At 58.0% G+C, this 16,294-nt stretch carries 25 protein-coding genes and 3 pseudogenes; 26 read left to right on the top strand and 2 right to left on the bottom strand.

Annotated elements, in window-relative coordinates:
- The first annotated feature begins 57 nt into the window (after nucleotides 1-57).
- From ACQ4MM_RS07755 to ACQ4MM_RS07735, 5 genes are all read left to right on the top strand, one after another.
- Complete coding sequence (locus ACQ4MM_RS07755; protein WP_431476836.1) at nucleotides 58-420, top strand: hypothetical protein; 363 nt, start codon at nucleotides 58-60, stop codon at nucleotides 418-420.
- A gap of 256 nt (nucleotides 421-676) precedes the next feature.
- Nucleotides 677-1,015 carry a hypothetical protein gene (locus tag ACQ4MM_RS07750; protein WP_431476835.1) on the top strand — a complete coding sequence of 113 codons (339 nt, stop codon included), beginning with the start codon at nucleotides 677-679 and terminating at the stop codon, nucleotides 1,013-1,015.
- A gap of 80 nt (nucleotides 1,016-1,095) precedes the next feature.
- A complete protein-coding gene (locus tag ACQ4MM_RS07745) occupies nucleotides 1,096-1,335 on the top strand; it encodes a hypothetical protein (RefSeq protein ID WP_431476834.1) in 240 nt (79 codons plus the stop codon).
- 81 nt (nucleotides 1,336-1,416) lie between these two features.
- Entirely contained in the window at nucleotides 1,417-1,701 is a 285-nt protein-coding gene (locus ACQ4MM_RS07740; protein ID WP_431476833.1) for a hypothetical protein, read from the top strand.
- 56 nt (nucleotides 1,702-1,757) lie between these two features.
- Nucleotides 1,758-2,036, top strand: a complete 279-nt coding sequence (locus tag ACQ4MM_RS07735) for a hypothetical protein (protein ID WP_431476832.1) — start codon at nucleotides 1,758-1,760, stop codon at nucleotides 2,034-2,036.
- Between the two features lie 192 nt (nucleotides 2,037-2,228).
- On the opposite strand, the pseudogene ACQ4MM_RS07730 reads toward ACQ4MM_RS07735, so the two are convergent.
- Nucleotides 2,229-2,681 (bottom strand): annotated as a pseudogene (locus ACQ4MM_RS07730) (IS3 family transposase); the annotation flags it as partial.
- 90 nt (nucleotides 2,682-2,771) lie between these two features.
- Between ACQ4MM_RS07730 and tnpA the strand changes: the two are divergent.
- From tnpA to tnpC, 3 genes are read left to right on the top strand one after another with little or no spacing between them, the layout of a single operon-like run.
- Nucleotides 2,772-3,155, top strand: coding sequence for an IS66-like element accessory protein TnpA (tnpA, locus tag ACQ4MM_RS07725; protein ID WP_431475436.1), 384 nt, complete (start codon nucleotides 2,772-2,774; stop codon nucleotides 3,153-3,155).
- Complete coding sequence (gene tnpB / locus ACQ4MM_RS07720) at nucleotides 3,152-3,499, top strand: IS66 family insertion sequence element accessory protein TnpB (RefSeq protein ID WP_055936366.1); 348 nt, start codon at nucleotides 3,152-3,154, stop codon at nucleotides 3,497-3,499. Before tnpA ends, tnpB begins: the two co-directional genes overlap by 4 nt.
- A 30-nt stretch (nucleotides 3,500-3,529) precedes the next feature.
- Complete coding sequence (tnpC, locus tag ACQ4MM_RS07715; RefSeq protein WP_431475435.1) at nucleotides 3,530-5,092, top strand: IS66 family transposase; 1,563 nt, start codon at nucleotides 3,530-3,532, stop codon at nucleotides 5,090-5,092.
- Nucleotides 5,093-5,170: 78 nt separating this feature from the next.
- Here the strand turns inward: tnpC and ACQ4MM_RS07710 are convergent.
- Nucleotides 5,171-5,892: pseudogene (locus ACQ4MM_RS07710) on the bottom strand (IS3 family transposase); the annotation flags it as partial.
- A gap of 61 nt (nucleotides 5,893-5,953) precedes the next feature.
- Here ACQ4MM_RS07710 and ACQ4MM_RS07705 point away from each other — a divergent pair.
- The 18 genes and pseudogenes from ACQ4MM_RS07705 to ACQ4MM_RS07620 form a co-directional block, all read left to right on the top strand.
- Entirely contained in the window at nucleotides 5,954-6,385 is a 432-nt protein-coding gene (locus ACQ4MM_RS07705) for a T6SS immunity protein Tdi1 domain-containing protein (RefSeq protein WP_431476831.1), read from the top strand.
- Nucleotides 6,386-6,938: 553 nt separating this feature from the next.
- Nucleotides 6,939-7,325 (top strand): DUF7674 family protein, encoded by a 387-nt coding sequence (locus tag ACQ4MM_RS07700; RefSeq protein ID WP_431476830.1) that lies wholly within the window; start codon nucleotides 6,939-6,941, stop codon nucleotides 7,323-7,325.
- 145 nt (nucleotides 7,326-7,470) lie between these two features.
- Nucleotides 7,471-7,914, top strand: coding sequence for a VOC family protein (locus ACQ4MM_RS07695; protein WP_431476829.1), 444 nt, complete (start codon nucleotides 7,471-7,473; stop codon nucleotides 7,912-7,914).
- A 57-nt stretch (nucleotides 7,915-7,971) separates the two neighbouring features.
- Nucleotides 7,972-8,727, top strand: coding sequence for a hypothetical protein (locus tag ACQ4MM_RS07690; protein WP_431476828.1), 756 nt, complete (start codon nucleotides 7,972-7,974; stop codon nucleotides 8,725-8,727).
- 57 nt (nucleotides 8,728-8,784) lie between these two features.
- Complete coding sequence (locus tag ACQ4MM_RS07685) at nucleotides 8,785-10,068, top strand: MFS transporter (RefSeq protein ID WP_431476827.1); 1,284 nt, start codon at nucleotides 8,785-8,787, stop codon at nucleotides 10,066-10,068.
- 99 nt (nucleotides 10,069-10,167) lie between these two features.
- On the top strand, nucleotides 10,168-10,497 hold the full coding sequence (locus ACQ4MM_RS07680) for a hypothetical protein (protein ID WP_431476826.1): 330 nt from the start codon (nucleotides 10,168-10,170) through the stop codon (nucleotides 10,495-10,497).
- A gap of 59 nt (nucleotides 10,498-10,556) precedes the next feature.
- Nucleotides 10,557-11,342 carry a hypothetical protein gene (locus ACQ4MM_RS07675; RefSeq protein ID WP_431476825.1) on the top strand — a complete coding sequence of 262 codons (786 nt, stop codon included), beginning with the start codon at nucleotides 10,557-10,559 and terminating at the stop codon, nucleotides 11,340-11,342.
- Between the two features lie 11 nt (nucleotides 11,343-11,353).
- The gene (locus ACQ4MM_RS07670) at nucleotides 11,354-11,629 is read left to right on the top strand and encodes a hypothetical protein (protein ID WP_431476824.1); all 276 of its coding nucleotides are present in this window, start codon (nucleotides 11,354-11,356) and stop codon (nucleotides 11,627-11,629) included.
- Nucleotides 11,630-11,729: 100 nt separating this feature from the next.
- Complete coding sequence (locus ACQ4MM_RS07665; RefSeq protein WP_431476823.1) at nucleotides 11,730-12,284, top strand: dihydrofolate reductase family protein; 555 nt, start codon at nucleotides 11,730-11,732, stop codon at nucleotides 12,282-12,284.
- A 4-nt stretch (nucleotides 12,285-12,288) separates the two neighbouring features.
- Nucleotides 12,289-12,738: an N-acetyltransferase family protein gene (locus tag ACQ4MM_RS07660; protein WP_431476822.1), complete on the top strand. Its 450-nt coding sequence runs from the start codon at nucleotides 12,289-12,291 to the stop codon at nucleotides 12,736-12,738.
- A gap of 13 nt (nucleotides 12,739-12,751) precedes the next feature.
- Nucleotides 12,752-13,756, top strand: a complete 1,005-nt coding sequence (locus ACQ4MM_RS07655; RefSeq protein WP_431476821.1) for a hypothetical protein — start codon at nucleotides 12,752-12,754, stop codon at nucleotides 13,754-13,756.
- A gap of 56 nt (nucleotides 13,757-13,812) precedes the next feature.
- Nucleotides 13,813-14,031: a hypothetical protein gene (locus ACQ4MM_RS07650; protein ID WP_431476820.1), complete on the top strand. Its 219-nt coding sequence runs from the start codon at nucleotides 13,813-13,815 to the stop codon at nucleotides 14,029-14,031.
- 167 nt (nucleotides 14,032-14,198) lie between these two features.
- Complete coding sequence (locus tag ACQ4MM_RS07645; RefSeq protein WP_431476819.1) at nucleotides 14,199-14,501, top strand: hypothetical protein; 303 nt, start codon at nucleotides 14,199-14,201, stop codon at nucleotides 14,499-14,501.
- 56 nt (nucleotides 14,502-14,557) lie between these two features.
- Nucleotides 14,558-15,115: an AAA family ATPase gene (locus ACQ4MM_RS07640; protein ID WP_431476818.1), complete on the top strand. Its 558-nt coding sequence runs from the start codon at nucleotides 14,558-14,560 to the stop codon at nucleotides 15,113-15,115.
- 62 nt (nucleotides 15,116-15,177) lie between these two features.
- Nucleotides 15,178-15,366 (top strand): hypothetical protein, encoded by a 189-nt coding sequence (locus ACQ4MM_RS07635; RefSeq protein WP_431476817.1) that lies wholly within the window; start codon nucleotides 15,178-15,180, stop codon nucleotides 15,364-15,366.
- On the top strand, nucleotides 15,323-15,616 hold the full coding sequence (locus ACQ4MM_RS07630; protein WP_431476816.1) for a Holliday junction DNA helicase RuvB C-terminal domain-containing protein: 294 nt from the start codon (nucleotides 15,323-15,325) through the stop codon (nucleotides 15,614-15,616). Before ACQ4MM_RS07635 ends, ACQ4MM_RS07630 begins: the two co-directional genes overlap by 44 nt.
- Before the next feature lie 74 nt (nucleotides 15,617-15,690).
- A pseudogene (locus tag ACQ4MM_RS07625) lies at nucleotides 15,691-15,936 on the top strand (glutaminyl-peptide cyclotransferase); the annotation flags it as partial.
- A 46-nt stretch (nucleotides 15,937-15,982) separates the two neighbouring features.
- On the top strand, nucleotides 15,983-16,294 hold a 312-nt coding region (locus ACQ4MM_RS07620), incomplete at its 3' end, for a glutaminyl-peptide cyclotransferase (protein WP_431476815.1).

Genomic DNA, 16,294 nt, shown 5'->3' with positions numbered 1-16,294 from the left:
CATCACAAGTTCACTGGCGCCGAGCAAAGCGGCTGAACTGAAACCTTGGGCGCTTTAATGCCATCGATTCAAACCTTTGAAGCTGCACGAGAAATTGCCAATACGATGGCGAGAGCGGAGCTCGCCGCCCATCGACTTCAGCCTTCGGCTCAAGTTTTGTGCGGTGAAACACTTGAGGCGGAAGGCTGTTGGTTTTTCTTCCTTAGCGACGACATCCGGCGTCCTGACAGAGAGTCTGGTCAGCCATTTTTTGCCGCCTTTGCCGTTTCCAAGCGCAATTCGCTAGCGGCGGCAGTCTATGATTTCCGTTCCAACCCCGCTCAGATGCAGGAGTATGTGGAAATTTGGTCGCTTCATGCACTTGGTAAGCAGGGAGAGGCTTCTATTGCCCTCGAGGCATTCAAAGCGAAATATGCATAGCTCCATGGGGCGCCAACAGCCCAATCATAAATTCCAGCGGACGCCTGGCGGTGCCGTTGAACCGGAGCGTTGGGCGGTGAATGCGAACTGAAACTAAAACTCAAGAATGGTTCCTGCGCGATCCTCGAACCCGGAAATGGATATGCCCGTGTGCGGCCTGCGGCCAATCTGGCCGATATCCGGACACGCCGGACACAATACCGAAAGTGAATTTTGAGAAGATGTTTCCTGAAATGGCCCTCGACGAAAGTGGCTATTGTCCAATCTGTTCGGCGCGCATTGGTGCATGATGATGGCCCAACAGTTCATTCAACCCGGACGCGCTCAAGCGCGCCGATTAATTCAAGGACGTCAGGCTGACATGCGCATCGTTGATGATCACGAGGTCTCGAAATCTGAGCAAGTTACGCGCTTTGTTTGTGGCGCGCTCCTTGGCGTGGTGTTTGCTGTCGCAATCACCTACAAGTTCGATGTATCGTCTTTGATTTGGAAAACGGGTATCGCTCTGGTTTCTATACTCGGCTGGGGCATTCTAGCCTTGGTCCAAGGTGACCGTTTTTGGCTGGCTATATTCGGTTCTAGTCGCCTTCGGTAGAATTATGCCTAACCCCTTAATCAACCGGACGTCTTACGCGCTGCGCGCTCCAGCCGCCGGTTATCGCTCACGTTCGGCGTATGGAATTACACATTATCTACACTGATACCGATATGCTGCTGACGAAGGCTCGCTTTGGTTCGTGGCGTGAGATACAGGACCAGTATGCTGACTACAAGACTTCGCTCGGCCCGTGGGAATCTGATGCAGTGATTGATTATCTGGCGTTCGACTACCCTGATCTTGTACCTTCTGCGGCAACTCAAGTAGCGGCGCTGCTTGCAAGCGAAAGCCCAACTTGTGTACTTACCTTCCAATGACGCAGTTGGCCGAACAACTCATTCAACCAGACGCGCTAAAGCGCGCCGGTTAATTCAGGCACGTTGGGCGCACCCCGATCAATGAAGCATTTTCTTACCGCTGTTCTCAAGACTTTGGTCTGCTATCTCTTAGCGGGCGCAGCCTATTTGCTATATTTCAAATGGCCTCATTATGAGGGCCATGCTCACGTACCATTCAGCGAATTTCCGGCGTTCTTGATTTGGGCTCCGGTCGCGCCTTACTTCTTGATTGAGTCGCTTTTCGATAAACCAGTGAGCGGAGTCTTCGACTTGCTTGTTTTCGGCTCAGTATTTGGTGGTTCGCTTTGGCTGTTCTTTAAAGACTGGAAAAATGCCCAACCATAAGCTCCAACAGACGCACTACAGCGGGCCGCTGAGCAATCACCTTGGGCTGCAAAAGAATGAAGGCGGTTGAAATTTCTGATGATGTAAAGCGAAGAGCGTTCGCCGCTTTGGCGGGGCACTCGCTCCACCAAGAGGCGTTGGCCTGGCCTTACGTTGTGGCCGAGGTCGAACTTGAGTCATTGGAATTCATTTTGCGAACGCGCTTTCCTGAAGAAGATAAAGAGATGATTTCTGTCTCTTTGTGCGGTGAAACCACTGTTCTAGTTGTCTCATACTTAACGGCAGTTCAAGCGCCTCAGCCGCTGTCGGGTGGCGGCAAGCACTACATTTTTTAGTACATCCGGCTTCGTTTGAATTGATTTACTCTCGCATTGGAACTTGGCGGTCATGATTTTCCTTAATCCACTTTGGCCCAACAATTCCGTCAACCGGACCTCCGCATCGCTGCGCGGTGCTCCGGCCGGTTACGTCCGACGTTATGCCTTATGTCATTGTGAGGTGTACTGTCAATGGTGGACACTTCCGTTTCAAGCAGCCAGCGCCTGTTTGCCGAAGTTCTCAGCGAACCTCGCTGGCGACTCGTAACCAAGGCGCGAATGGCGCCGCTGGCGGTTATAAAAAATCTCGATGTACTCCTTGATGGCTGCCTCCGCGTTGGCCCGTGTAGCGTACCTCTGATGATGAATCATTTCGTTCTTCAAGCTGCCCCAAAAGCTCTCCATAGGCGCGTTATCGAAGCAGTTCCCCTTGCGCGACATAGAGGCCCGCATTCCGAACTGCGAGACCAGCTTGCGGTAGTCGTCAGCGCAGTATTGGCTCCCCCGGTCAGAGTGCAGGATCAGCCCTGGCGCCGGCCGCTTACTCCGCACCGCCCGCCACAGCGCTTTCGCCGTCAGATCCTGCGTCATTCGCGCGCCCATGGCATAACCGACCATCTCGCATGTGAAGACGTCTTTGATGCCCGCCAGGTAGAGCCATCCGTAAGCGTAAAGCCAGCACCGTCTGGACGGAGAAACCGCCCCCAGCCATGATCGAATTTTGGCACAGCAGTTGTGCCCACAAATTCAATTATGGACACAAATTTTCAACCAGTCATTGAACGCAGACCGCGTGGCAAGTACCGCCAGCATTCCCTGGAGTTCAAGCGAACGCTCGTGGAAATGGCCATGCAGCCCGGAGTTTCTGTAGCGCGCCTCGCGCGCGAGCACGGCGTCAATGCAAACCAGGTGTTTAGCTGGCGCAAGCTATACGAGGCAGGGCAGCTTGTAGGCGGCGCAGCGGCGCCGGGGAGTGAGTTGCTGCCAGTGGTGGTGACGACGCCGGCACAGCAGCCTGAGGCTGAACCTGCCCCTGCCGGAATCATCACGCTGGAAATTGGGCGTGTGCGGCTACGTATCGAAGGCCAGGCCAATGCCGCCACGTTGGCACAAGTGTTGGATCGCGTGCTGCGATGATCGGCCTGCCGGCAGGTACGAAAGTCTGGCTGGCCGCAGGCACCACCGACATGCGCAGCGGTTTCAATGGCCTGGCAGCGAAAGTGCAAACCGCGTTGGAAGAAGATCCGTTCAGTGGCCACGTGTTTGTATTCCGTGGCCGGCGCGGTGACTTAATCAAGCTGCTGTGGTGGACCGGCGACGGCTTATGCTTGCTGGCCAAGCGCCTGGAGCGTGGCCGCTTTATCTGGCCGCAGGCCAGTAGTGGCAGCGTGGCGCTGACACAAGCACAGTTGTCGATGCTGCTGGAAGGGATCGACTGGCGCCGACCAGAACGCACCTGGCGACCGCAATCGGCCTTGTAAACATGGCACGATTTGCGTAAACTTGGACGCATGCTCAACGCCGCCAATCTGCCCAACGATATCGAAGCGCTTAAAGCCATGCTGCTGGCGCGCGATGCAGCGTTGTTGGCGAGCGAAGCGAAGGTGGCACACCTGAGCGCCGAACTATCTACGCGCACCGCCGAAATCGAACATCTTAAGCTGGTGTTGGCGAAGCTGAAGCGCATGCAGTTCGGCCGCCGCTCGGAAAAGCTGGACCAGCAGATCGAGCAGCTGGAGCTGCAACTGGAAGACCTGGAAGCCGAAGCAGCGGTGGCCGAAGCATTGGCACCTGTGGAAGTGGCACCTCGCAAGAAGGCCGAACGCAAGCCTCTGCCAGCCCACTTGCCACGCGAGGAGCGAGTGCAGATGCCAGCCAGTGAAGCATGCCCGGACTGCGGCGGAAAATTGAAGGTACTGGGCGAAAGCGTGTCGGAGCAGCTGGAATATGTCCCGGCCAGCTTCCGTGTGATTCGCCATGTGCGCCCGAAGCTGGCCTGCGCCTGCTGCGATGCCATCGTACAGGCCCCGGCCGCCAGCCGCCCAATTGAGCGCGGTCTGGCCGGCCCCGGCCTGCTGGCGCATGTGCTGGTGGCCAAATTCGCCGACCACATTCCCTTGTACCGCCAAAGCACTATGTATGCGCGCGAAGGCGTGGAACTGGAGCGCGCCTTGCTTGCCAACTGGGTCGGCGCCGCCGGAGCGCTGCTGCGCCCACTGGTCGATGCGTTGCGCCGGCATGTGCTGGCGGCGACCAAGCTGCACGCCGACGACACGCCGCTGCCGGTACTGGCGCCAGGCAATGGCAAGACGCGCACGGCGCGCCTTTGGACCTATGTGCGCGACGACCGCGCCAGCGGCGACAGCACGCCGCCAGCGGTATGGTTTGCCTATACTCCCGACCGCAAAGGCGAGCACCCGCAAGCGCACTTGGCCAACTTCAGCGGCATCTTGCAGGCAGATGCGTATGCCGGCTTCAATGCCATCTACGAGACCGGCAAAGTGAGCGAAGCCGCATGCTGGGCTCATGCTCGCCGCAAATTCTACGACTTGCACGCAGCGCGGCCATCGGCCGTAACGACCGAAGCGCTACGCCGGATCGGCGAGCTATATGTCATCGAGGACAGCATACGCGGCAAACCGCCAGACGAGCGGTGCACTGCTCGCCAGCGATATGCCAGACCACTGCTCGACGACCTCGAACGATGGCTCCACGCCACGCTCGCTACTTTGTCGCGCAAGTCCGATACGGCGGCCGCCATTCTTTACTCGCTCAAACTCTGGCCGGCGCTGACACGCTACTGCGATGACGGCCGCATCGAGATCGACAACTCCGCCGCCGAGCGAGCCTTGCGCGGCGTGGCCCTGGGTCGTCGCAACTTCCTGTTTGCAGGTGCGGACAGTGGCGGCGAACGCGCTGCCGCCATGTATGGGCTGATCGGAACGGCCAAGCTTAACGGTGTCGACCCCGAGGCTTGGTTGCGCTACGTGCTGGCCCATATCGCCGACCATCCTGTGAATCGGGTGGACGACTTCCTGCCCTGGAACTGCGCCGACAAACTCCCCAGCGCTTGAACTCCGCTTCCCAGCGGTGTTGGGAACATCTTCGATCAAAGTAGCGCAGCGCTCAAGACGGCGCTGCCTTGACGCTTACAGCCATCCTTCCTCGGTGGCGACATAGGTGATGTCGCTAACCCAGGCCTCATTCGGCCGTGTCGGCGCGAAGGTCTGCTCCAACAAGTTCGGCGCCACCGGGAAGGCGTGCTTCGAATTGGTCGTCGCTTTGAACTTCCGCTTTTGCTTGCAGCGCAGACCCAGTTCCCGCCGCAGCCTTACGATGCGATCACGCCCTGCGTCAAAACCTTGTGCGGCCAGCTCTGGCTGCAAACGCAACGGCCCGTAGGTCTCGCGCGTCTGCGCATGGGCGGCCTTGATGGCGACCTTCAATCGCTCGTCATCTTGCCGTCGTTGAGATGGCGGGCGACCCACCGCTGCATAGAAGCCGCTGCGCGACACCGAAAAGACCCGACACAACAAGCCAAGCGGGTATTCAAGTCGCACCGATTTCATGAACGCGTACCGGGCAGCGACTCCCTCGCAAAGTACGCGGTGGCCTTTTTTAATACTTCCTTTTCCATCCGTTCGACAGCCAGTTCTTTGCGCAACTTGGCGACTTCCGCTTCCAGTTCGGCGACGCTACGGCTGCCTGGAGGCGCAGCAGCATCGGTACTACGTTTGGCGGCGCTTACCCAGTTGGCCAACGTCCCTTTGGGTATCGCAATCCGCTTGGCTGCTTCCTCAAGCGTCAAGCCTTGCGCCAGTACCAGCTTCACCGCCTCGGCCCGAAACTCTGGCGTGTATGTTGTTGATTTCATGATTTCACTCCCTTTGACAAGTTTATCAAATGGAAGTGTCCGAAAAACTCAGGTTACCTCATTGATCGCTGAAATCTCACGTGCTTGGGGCTGGATCGGAATTGATCCCGACGAAGTCGTTGCGGAAAACGACTTCGGAAATGTGATCGTCCGTGCAACCGATGGGCGATTTTGGCGGATCACCCCTGAAGATGGGACTTGCTGTGTCGTGGCTGAGAATCGAGCTGCGCTTGATCTTCTGCTTTATGATCAAGAATTCTTGCACGATTGGTATATGCGTGAGCTTGTCGGAGTCGCCCGCGAAAACCTCGGCGAGCTCTCATCCATGCGGAAGTACTGCTTAAGAATCCCTAGCTATCTTGGTGGCGCCTACGGCATGCCAAACTTGTCGACTGCGCCTATTCACGAAATCATCGGAATGGCTGGCGAGATCGCTCGTCAAACGCATGAACTTCCTGATGGCGCAAAGATTCAACTGAAGGTGGTCGATTGAAACAGCAGAACAATTCGGTCCAGCGGACGCGCTACAGCGGGCGACGCCCGCTTTCGCTTGCCGCTGAGCTTCAACGTTGGGCCACTAATCCATGACTTACGATCCAATTTCCGAAGTAGAAGATGAAGTGCTTTCGATCGGCGACGCTGTATAGTGTCGAACCTTCATTCGACGAAGGATTCGTCATCTGCATCGCGAGCGGTCCTGGTCATGACGATGACTGTCACCTATGGAGTCAACACGGTTTCTGGATCGAGTTTTCGCGATTCGAGGAACTTTGCGCCAGCGCACCACGTCGGATTCCTTGTGCAGAGGGCCACGCCATCCATGCGGCGCTACAGAAGGCCAGAATTTCTGCGGCACCTCCGCCAGTTGCGGGACTGGACGGTACAACGCACACACTTTGTATTGGCGGCTTATTCAATAAAGCCACATATAGATGGTGGTCGTACCTTCCGGAGGGCTGGGCTGATCTTTCGCCTATAGTTGGAACGCTGACCAAGTATGCCGTTGATGAACTCCGGAATATTCATGAGCGACAAACAAGATCTCAATGAACGAAAAATATGTCGATGAAAAGGCCCTGGTCGCTCGTGCTCGCAAGTGGCTTCCTTCTGAAGCAAGACGCACAGACGATTGGCTGATAGAACGTGGGTGGGACCAGTTAGATGACTGTCCTCATATTTGGGTTGAGGCATTCGCCGATCGGACGACTGAGGCGGCTCGTGCACAAGACTGGATCCTGGTGAAGGAGCATACTGAGTTCTTCGCGGCAGAATACCGGGATGGAAATGACGCAATTCGAAGAATAGTGGACGTTTCGTATGCGGAGAATTTGATGTGGGATCTTGATACTGATGCGAGGATTCTCGTGTGGCCGTTCGTTGCAAAAGATGTGCGCGAATTGCACGAACAGATTTGGGGGAAGAGTGCTAACTAAGGAGCTTCCGCAGTTCCCGGCCATTGTGACGCGGCGAGCAATTGGGGAGATGTATGCTGCCTATCATGAGTTTTTCCGCGATCAAATGCCATCGCATGTCTGGGAAGAACCAGTAACGACGTAGTATCGCAATCAGGGAAGTATCATGGCAGTCAAGCGCATGGATAACGTGGGTATTGTGGTGGCGAACCTGGATGCCGCCATTGCGTTCTTTACCGAACTTGGTCTCGAACTCGAGGGCCGCGCGCCAATTGAGGGGGATTGGGCCGACGGCGTGACCGGTTTACGCGGCATGCGTGTCGAGATTGCGATGATGCGCACGCCTGACGGCCATAGCCGGATCGAACTGTCCCGCTTTCTCGCGCCTGCGGTGGCAGCAGATCACCGTGTCGCGCCAGTGAATTCCCTTGGCTACCTGCGGGTCATGTTTGCCGTGGATGATATTGACGGCACGTTGACACGGCTCGGCAAGTTGGGGGCGACGGTCGTTGGTGAAGTGGTGACGTACGAGAATCTGTACCGGCTTTGCTATATCCGCGGGCCCGAAGGGATCCTCATCGGACTGGCCCAGGAGCTTGGGGCGAAGTGAGGCCCTGCCCCCCGGTGGTGCGTGCTAGAATTTTCCAAAAAATTAACCTGCCCGCACATGTCCCGCCGAAGCAAGTCCGCATCCTTACTGATCGTTTCCAGTCTCGCTCTGATCTCTGCTTGTAGCCAGAAGGCTGCCAGCGTATCCGATGACGATATCAGGGTCTCGAACCTTGAGCCGCTGCCAAGCATTGCAAAATCCATGATCGGGGAAGAGCGCCAGATCAAGCCGAGCGAGCCGGATTACGTTCCCGAGCCGATAGCGCAGTCGCTGAAGGCACAAGCTGCGAAGTGGCCAAAGGGAGAGAAAATCGCCGGCGCGCTTTCCTTCTGCTCCGGCGCTCTGGTCGCGAAGCGCCTTGGCGCGAAATCGGCCTGCGAAATTTATTCGATTGAGCCGGAACGTTCATGCATTGAGCAACATGGCTATGGCAAGAACTCCATCGGCCAGTCCTTGACGGCGGATCGCCGGGACTTGAATGGCGATGGCGTCAAGGACTATATCATCTCGGATCGGTACTACTGCTTTAGCCTGTCTGCAAACGCGGGCAGCGTGTACTTCGTCATGCTGTCGAATTCTAAGAAGGACTTCACGCTGGCATATGCGGATTGGGCGTCGTCAGGCATAGTTGTGGTTGACGACAAGGTCAAAGGCGAGCCAGTCCTCATCGAGCAGGCCGAAAAGTCTTATGGGAAGTTCTCGACGATCTATGAGCTACGCGATTCGAAATACGTCGCCAAGGCCTGCATTCTCAACGACGAAAAAGGCTATAGCGCATGCCCGCTTCGGGAGCCGCAAAGCGGTTTTGACTGAATTCATCGTGACTTACTCTATACTCGCCACGATTCCCACCTCGCGCTCCATTCTTGAATGACCAACATCACTGCTAATCAAGTCCCTCCACGAATCCTTCGACGGCAATCCCTGGCGCTGGTGCTGCTGGTGGCGAGCGGGGTCATTAATTACCTGGATCGTGCCACCCTAGCCGTGGCGAACGAATATATCCGTGCGGACCTCGGCCTGTCGCTAGGCGAGATGGGGGTGCTGCTGTCGGCATTCTCGTGGAGCTACGCCTTGTGCCAGCTTCCGGTCGGCGCGCTGGTCGATAAGGTCGGCCCCCGGTGGCTGCTTGGCATCGGCCTGGTGGTGTGGTCGGTGGCACAGGCTGCGGGCGGGTTGGCTTCGACATTTGGCTTCTTTGTGCTGGCGCGTATCGCGCTCGGGATTGGGGAAGCGCCGCAGTTTCCTTCTGCGGCGCGGGTGGTGAGCAACTGGTTCCCGCTGCGGTCGCGAGGAACTCCCACGGGCATCTACAATTCGGCGTCTCCTTTGGGCGTCGCCTTGGCGCCGCTGCTGCTGCCGCCATTGATTGCTGCGACGAGCTGGCACTGGGCGTTCTACGTCACGGGCGCGCTTGGCCTGCTGGCGGCAATTGTCTGGGTGAGCGTCTATCGCGATCCGGTGCGTGAGGAACTGAGCGCGGAGGAGCGCGCCTATCTGGAGGCAGGGGAGTCCAGCGAAGCCGCGCCGAAGACCAGTTTCGCCGCCTGGCGAGCCCTGTTCCGCCATCGGGTGACCTGGGGCATGATGTTCGGCTTTTTCGGCTCGGTATACCTGAACTGGGTGTACCTGACCTGGCTGCCCGGCTACCTGCGTACTGAGCGCCATATGGACCTGGCGAATGCGGGCTTTGCATCTGCCATACCGTTTCTATGCGGCTTTGCCGGCGCCCTGATCGCGGGCTGGGCTTCCGACCGCATTGTGCGTTTTGCGCGCACGCCGATATCGGGCCGCCGCAACGCGGTGGTGGTGGCCACGCTGGGCATGGTGGCGTTTACGATTCCTGCTGCGCTGGTGGAGAGTAATGTCGTGGCGGTGGCGTGCATCTCCATCGTGATCTTCCTTGCCAACGCTTCGTCGGCCTGCGCGTGGTCGCTGGCCACCGTGGCGGCGCCGCGCAGCCGTATCGCATCACTCGGCGCGATCCAGAATTTCGGCGGTTTCCTGGGAGGGGCGCTGGCGCCTGTCCTAACCGGCTATATCGCGCAAAACTGGTCCTTTGTTCCTGCGCTGCTGACCGGTGCAGGTATCGCCTTCCTTGGAGCCATGTCTTACCTGTTCCTGGTCGCGCAGCCCATTCCTGAAGAAGAGTGAAATGATTGATTGGTCCAAGCAGCATTGTGGGGCCCTTCTTACGTTCATAGATGTATTTCTAGGTATGGCCGGCGAGCTGATACTCAAAAGTCGAATCAAATGATCGAGCTACTGAAAGACGTGAATGCTCGATGTGGCTGGGATTGCGTGTTGACGTCGTATGACGGTTGGCGGATGCATTTCTTCAGCGGGTCATGCCCGGAATACGCAACACCGCTAGTCACATTTTCTGGCGTTTCCTACCTGTCATGCCCAATGGAGTTTCGTCACCCCGTTTTTCGTCTCGCCAGTACGTCCGAGCGAAATCTGATTGGGAGTCACGTACTGCTCGACGATACCGACTACGTCATCGCAATCGAGGCTGAGACAATGGCAAGCGATAAACCTGATGTCTATCTGATTGCAGCTCAATCGGGCGAGCTGGCATGACAGTTTTCAGAAATTGACGGGACTGTGGGTCACGCGTGATACGGAAGGCGACCGGCCGCATGATAATATTTGCCAAAAAGTTAACTGACGCGCACATGTCCCGAAGAAGCAAGCTCGCAACCATTCTAACGATCACCGGCGTCGCACTGGTCTGCGCCTGCAGCCAGAAGGCCGATGGCGTGTCGGATGAAGACATCAGGGTTTCTAACCTTGAAGCGCTTCCAGACATCTCGAACAGGTTGATTGGCAAGGAACGCCAGGTCAAACCCAATGAGCCTGATTACGTTCCCGAGCCGATAGCGCAATCGCTGAAGACTCAATTGGGCAAATGGCCAAAGGGCGAGGAACTGGCTGGTGCGCTTTCCTACTGCTCTGGAGCTCTGGTTTCCAACCGCCTTGGCGCGAAGTCGGCTTGCGATGACGGGTATTCGCCGAAACCGGAAAATTCATGTATCGAGAAGCATGGCTATGGCAGAAAGTCCATCGGCCAGGCATTGACCGCAGATCGCCGCGACCTGAATGGTGACGGCGTCAATGACTACATCATCTCGGATCGGTACTACTGCGATGGCCTTTCCGCGAACCAGGCCAACGTCTACTTCGTCATGCTGTCGAACTCGAAGAAGGATTTCAAGCTGGCATATGCAGACTGGGCGTCGTATGTCATGTACGTGGTCGACGACAAGGTCAACGGCAAGCCTGTCCTGATCGAATCGGCCGGCAAGTCGTACGGGACTTACTCGACAATCTTTGAGTTGCGCGATTCGAAGTACATGCCGAAGGCATGCGTTTTCCACGACGAGAAAGGCTATAGCGCCTGCGAGCTTCCAAAGCCGCAAAGCTGAAAGGAACGTCGATGCGAAAGGTCTCGTTTGCCCTGGTGGGGGCGCTGATTGGAATGGTTGCGGTGTCGTGCTGGATTGGTGGCGTCATTGGCTGGGAGCAGCGCGGGCAGTGGCCGGCGTGGCTGATTGTGCCGCTGGGCGTGGGCATGGGGCCGATGTATCTGGCCGGTGACTTGATGACACTCGCTGACGGCCGGCTGCATGACATGATCGCCTTGCCGCAAGCGCTTGCCGGAGGACTGGCAGGTGGTGGTGTGGGTTGGCTGATTGCCCGTTTTCGAAACTAATCGTGCTGGTGAGTAATTTTTTGTGAGAATTTGGAGTGGTGTTGGCGCGTACAATGTTGCGACCCTGTCCCTCTGCGCATGCCGCACTGCTGCAAGTTAAATGAAGACCCAGTTTTTTACCGCCTCCAGCCTTGACGGCTTCATCGCCACCGAAGACGACTCGCTCGACTGGTTGTTCCCGCTCGGCGATGTCAACGACAGCAGCTATCCCGAGTTCATTGCCCAGGTAGGGGCGATTGCGATGGGCTCTTCCACTTACGAGTGGATGCTGCGCAATGCCGATACGGTGGCGGCGCAAGTTGGTTCGCCCTGGCCATATACGCAACCCACCTGGGTATTTTCTTCGCGCACCCTGCCGGTCATTCCCGGCGCCGACCTGCGCTTCGTGAACGGCGATGTGCGCGCGGTACACGGCGCCATGCGTGAGGCGGCCGGCGGCAAGAACCTGTGGATCGTGGGCGGTGGCGACCTGGCCGGTCAATTCCATGATGCCGGGCTGCTGGATGAACTGATCGTGCAGGTCGGCTCGGTCACGCTGGGTCGTGGCAAGCCGCTGTTCCCGCGCCGCTTGACCAACCCGCCGCTGTCGTTGCAATCGGCGCGCAAGATCGGCTCCGGCATGGTGGAGCTGCGCTACCTGGTGCAAAAACTCTGAATTTATGCTGATCCGCCCTTATCAAACATCCGACTGGCAGGGAATCTGCCTGGTGCACGACGCGGCACGCAAGTTCGAACTGGAGGCCAGCGGTTTGGCCGATGCCTTCCTGACGCTGGAGGAAACCGGCGAGGAAGAGGGCTTGTTCGATGCCACTTTGCTGGTGGCTGAAGTCGACGGTGAAGTTGCCGGCTTTGCCGGTTTTACCGACGAGGAAGTTACGTGGGTGTACGTGGATCCCGCCCGCTATCGACAGGGAATCGGCCGCGCGCTGTTGGACGCGGTGCTGCACGCAGCTGGCAAGCCCTTGTCGCTCGATGTGCTGGTTGGGAACACGGCGGCGCTGTCCCTTTATCAAAGCGCGGGCTTCAAGATTATTGACACGATTAGCGGCAAGTTGGCGGGCAATGAGCAGTTCGCCGCGACGGCACATGTTCTTCATTACTCGAATTGATAGGCAGCTAGCCATGATCATGCGTTTCCTTGTGACCCTGTTTGCGTTGCTGATGCTGGCGCCGGCCCAGGCGCTCACCGTTGAAGAAATTGGTGGTGGTGCGGAACGCTTGCTGAAAGAGGGCAGGTTTGATGAACTGGATCGTCTCGCGTCTGAATATATCAGGCAGGACACCAGGCTGGTAGCCGGCAATTCGGCGCTCTATCATTTTTATGACACACTCGGTGGTTTCAAGGAGAGTGGCAATTTTGGCTTTGCAAGCACTATCCCTCGCGCTAGGAAGGATGAATTGCTGATGCGCTGGCTCGAGAAGAAACCGGAGTCGGTAGCCGTACGGTTGGCACTTGCCGAGTTTTGGACTATCGATGCGTGGAATACTCGCGGCGAGAAGGCTGCCAGCGATATCCCGGAGTCCGTCTGGAAGGCGTTCAGGTGGCGTATGAACCAGGCTCGCTTGTTTCTCGATCAGGTGAAGTCAAGGGATGATCCTCACTTCTACTACTTGCAGATCGACATAGCCAAGGGTCTGGATGATAAGGCGGCTATTGACGCGAATTTCGAGGCTGGCAGAAAACGCTTTCCCAATTATTTCCACTACTACTCGCAGCGCGCAAGCCTGCTGCAGGAGAAGTGGTTCGGCGATCCCGGGGAATTGCAATCCTATGTGCGGTCGCTTGCGGTGAAACCTGGTGGCGACGACGGTCTGATCGCCTATTCCTATGTGACCTGGGAGATGATGAAGTATATGGGTGGTAAGAGGGCCATGCAGGAGGTGGGCCTGCAATGGCCGGCTATCAAGGCTGGCTATGCTGCTCGAGAAAAACGCTATGGATTGCGCAACCGGGACTGGAATGTATTGTGCGTGATGGCCGTCACGGCGGGAGACCGGCCAGCGGCAAAAACTGCCCTTGCGCAGATCGGTACAAACTGGACCAGTGCTGCTTGGGGCAATCAGAAGGAATTCAATAAATGGGTGGATTGGATTCAAAGCGGTGATCCACAGCCATCAAAACAATAACTCAACTTAAATCAAGGGAACGACATCGTAGACCCGACACCCAGCAGAATCTGGGCGTGGTACAGGAAAAACTGAACTTCCTGGTGCATGCGCCGCGCATGGTGATCGACAAGCGAATTTTGCCCACCAAGGTGGAGATTTCGCATCAGGTCAACGGTCCCGCGCTGCTGACCAGCAAGCGTGGCGTGACTTTCCTGCGTTCCCGTATTGAGATCCTGGACCGTTCTGGTCGGGCTATCGGCTACTTCAAGTCCAAGTTGCGTCGAGTAACTTGAAGTTCCAGCCTTTCCAGACGCCCTTCACTTCGGCGGTCAACTGTTCGCGCATGTCGTAGACGAAGAAGTCGCCGTGCAGGCTGAAGAGCGTTAAGCACTGGCCGTGCCCAGCGACCCAGCGAGGCAGTGCATGCTAGACTTTGACGATCGATCAAGGAGGATTTTCCATGACTATTCGTCAACTTTCAACGGCATCGCTGGGTGCGTGTCTGTTGGCATTGGCGCCGGCCGCCTGGAGCCAGACGGCAGCGCCGGGGCAGCGCGAGCCGGCAGCGGAGCAGCCGGCAAAGGCCGCAGTGAAAATTGAAGCTTCCACTGCTGCGCGCAAGGCTACCGGGCTGCAGGAACCGAAAAAAGGGGGCGAACCGGCCCACCAGCCGGACCGGCGCGAAAAGGCGATGCAAGTCTCCGGCAGCCTGCAGAAGAAGACCAACGAAACGGCCAGCGCGGCCGCTTCCAACATGAAGTAAGGCCCGCGCTGTCCGGCCTTGTTAAAATCATGCCCTGAACCTCTTTTCGAGCTGGCATGAGTATCCAAACCGACAATTTCACCGAGCAGCGCATCATCGATGCCGCGCCATCCTCCCCGAACGAGGAGGCTATCGAGCGCGCGTTGCGTCCCAAGCACCTCGATGAATATGTCGGGCAGTCCAAGATCCGCGACCAGCTCGAAATCTTCATCTCGGCAGCCCGCAAGCGCAGCGAAGCGCTGGACCATACCTTGCTGTTCGGCCCTCCCGGCCTGGGCAAGACCACGCTGGCCAACATCATTGCGCGCGAAATGGGCGTCAACCTGCGCCAGACTTCCGGCCCGGTGCTGGAACGTCCGGGCGACCTGGCGGCAATCCTGACCAACCTGGAAGCGAACGACGTCCTTTTCATCGACGAGATCCACCGCCTGTCGCCGGTGGTCGAAGAGATCCTGTACCCGGCGCTGGAGGACTACCAGATCGACATCATGATCGGCGAGGGGCCGGCGGCGCGCAGCGTCAAACTGGACCTGCAGCCTTTCACCCTGGTCGGCGCCACCACCCCGCGCTGGCATGTTGACCAAACCCGCTGCGCGACCGTTTCGGCATCGTAGCGCGGCTGGAGTTCTACACCACCGATGAACTGGCGAAGATCGTCGCCCGCAGCGCCGCGCTGTTGAAGGCGAATATTGACGAAAACGGCGCGGTGGAAATCGCACGCCGTGCGCGCGGCACGCCGCGTATCGCCAACCGCTTGCTGCGCCGCGTACGCGACTATGCGGAAGTGAAGGGTAACGGCGACATCACGCGCGAGGTGGCCGATGCCGCGCTGCGCATGCCTCGACGTCGACCATGTGGGCTTTGACGTGATGGACCGCAAGTTGCTGGAAGCGGTGCTGTACAAATTCGGCGGTGGCCCGGTCGGCATCGGCAACCTGGCGGCCGCTATCGGCGAGGCCGCGGATACTATCGAGGACGTTTTGGAACCATACCTGATCCAGCAAGGCTTCCTGCAACGCACGCCGCGTGGCCGAGTCGCCACGGCGCAGGCCTACCAGCATTTCGGCGTCACGCCGCCGCGCGGCAACGCCAGCGGAGACCTGTGGGATGCGTAAGCTGGTAGCGCTGGGCGCGGCGGCGTTGGCCGCGCAAATCGCATCGGCAGCGGTGCCGGTTCAAGGGTTTCTCGATCAAGGCGACTTACCCGCACGATCCGCAAGCCTTCACCCAGGGCCTGTTCTTCAAGGACGGCTTCCTCTGGGAGAGCACCGGCCAGTACGGCGCGTCTTCGGTGCGCAAGGTGGAACTGGCCACCGGCAAAGTGCTGCAAAAGCGCGACCTGCCGGAGAAGGTGTTCGGCGAGGGCATTGCCCCGCATGGCGACAGCATTGTCGGCATCACCTGGATGAACCAGGCCGGCTATGTGATGGACCAGGGCAGCCTGGCCATCAAGGGTACTTTCAATTACCTGGGCGAGGGCGGTGGGGTTGACCAGCGACGGCGAACGCCTGTACATGAGCGACGGCACGCCGGAAATCCGCGTGCTCGATCCGAAAACCTTTGGCGAGCAGCGCCGCATCAAGGTCACGGTGGACGGCCAGCCGCTGGCGCAGATCAATGAGCTGGAGTGGGTCGATGGCCAGATCTATGCCAATGTCTGGCAGACGGACCGCATTGCCCGCATCGACCCGTTCAGCGGCCATGTGCTGGGCTGGATCGACCTGTCCGGACTGGCGGCGACCGCCAAGGCGGGCAGCGATGCCGACAATGTCCTGAACGGCATTGATGATTAT

Source organism: Massilia eburnea (genome assembly GCF_050709955.1).
Classification (GTDB): Bacteria; Pseudomonadota; Gammaproteobacteria; order Burkholderiales; family Burkholderiaceae_D; genus Rugamonas; species Rugamonas eburnea_A.
Note: the sequence above shows the minus strand (reverse complement) of the source record. Positions and strands in the feature narration are given on the sequence as shown.

Bases quoted from the DNA above. Each gene is read 5' to 3' on its own strand.
- ACQ4MM_RS07755 (WP_431476836.1), top strand. From the start codon at position 58: ATGCCATCGATTCAAACCTTTGAAGCTGCACGAGAAATTGCCAATACG.
- ACQ4MM_RS07745 (WP_431476834.1), top strand. From the start codon at position 1,096: ATGGAATTACACATTATCTACACTGATACCGATATGCTGCTGACGAAG.
- ACQ4MM_RS07740 (WP_431476833.1), top strand. From the start codon at position 1,417: ATGAAGCATTTTCTTACCGCTGTTCTCAAGACTTTGGTCTGCTATCTC.
- ACQ4MM_RS07735 (WP_431476832.1), top strand. From the start codon at position 1,758: ATGAAGGCGGTTGAAATTTCTGATGATGTAAAGCGAAGAGCGTTCGCC.
- tnpA (WP_431475436.1), top strand. From the start codon at position 2,772: ATGGACACAAATTTTCAACCAGTCATTGAACGCAGACCGCGTGGCAAG.
- tnpB (WP_055936366.1), top strand. From the start codon at position 3,152: ATGATCGGCCTGCCGGCAGGTACGAAAGTCTGGCTGGCCGCAGGCACC.
- tnpC (WP_431475435.1), top strand. From the start codon at position 3,530: ATGCTCAACGCCGCCAATCTGCCCAACGATATCGAAGCGCTTAAAGCC.
- ACQ4MM_RS07700 (WP_431476830.1), top strand. From the start codon at position 6,939: ATGAACGAAAAATATGTCGATGAAAAGGCCCTGGTCGCTCGTGCTCGC.
- ACQ4MM_RS07695 (WP_431476829.1), top strand. From the start codon at position 7,471: ATGGCAGTCAAGCGCATGGATAACGTGGGTATTGTGGTGGCGAACCTG.
- ACQ4MM_RS07690 (WP_431476828.1), top strand. From the start codon at position 7,972: ATGTCCCGCCGAAGCAAGTCCGCATCCTTACTGATCGTTTCCAGTCTC.
- ACQ4MM_RS07685 (WP_431476827.1), top strand. From the start codon at position 8,785: ATGACCAACATCACTGCTAATCAAGTCCCTCCACGAATCCTTCGACGG.
- ACQ4MM_RS07680 (WP_431476826.1), top strand. From the start codon at position 10,168: ATGATCGAGCTACTGAAAGACGTGAATGCTCGATGTGGCTGGGATTGC.
- ACQ4MM_RS07675 (WP_431476825.1), top strand. From the start codon at position 10,557: ATGATAATATTTGCCAAAAAGTTAACTGACGCGCACATGTCCCGAAGA.
- ACQ4MM_RS07670 (WP_431476824.1), top strand. From the start codon at position 11,354: ATGCGAAAGGTCTCGTTTGCCCTGGTGGGGGCGCTGATTGGAATGGTT.
- ACQ4MM_RS07665 (WP_431476823.1), top strand. From the start codon at position 11,730: ATGAAGACCCAGTTTTTTACCGCCTCCAGCCTTGACGGCTTCATCGCC.
- ACQ4MM_RS07660 (WP_431476822.1), top strand. From the start codon at position 12,289: ATGCTGATCCGCCCTTATCAAACATCCGACTGGCAGGGAATCTGCCTG.
- ACQ4MM_RS07655 (WP_431476821.1), top strand. From the start codon at position 12,752: ATGATCATGCGTTTCCTTGTGACCCTGTTTGCGTTGCTGATGCTGGCG.
- ACQ4MM_RS07645 (WP_431476819.1), top strand. From the start codon at position 14,199: ATGACTATTCGTCAACTTTCAACGGCATCGCTGGGTGCGTGTCTGTTG.
- ACQ4MM_RS07640 (WP_431476818.1), top strand. From the start codon at position 14,558: ATGAGTATCCAAACCGACAATTTCACCGAGCAGCGCATCATCGATGCC.
- ACQ4MM_RS07630 (WP_431476816.1), top strand. From the start codon at position 15,323: ATGCCGCGCTGCGCATGCCTCGACGTCGACCATGTGGGCTTTGACGTG.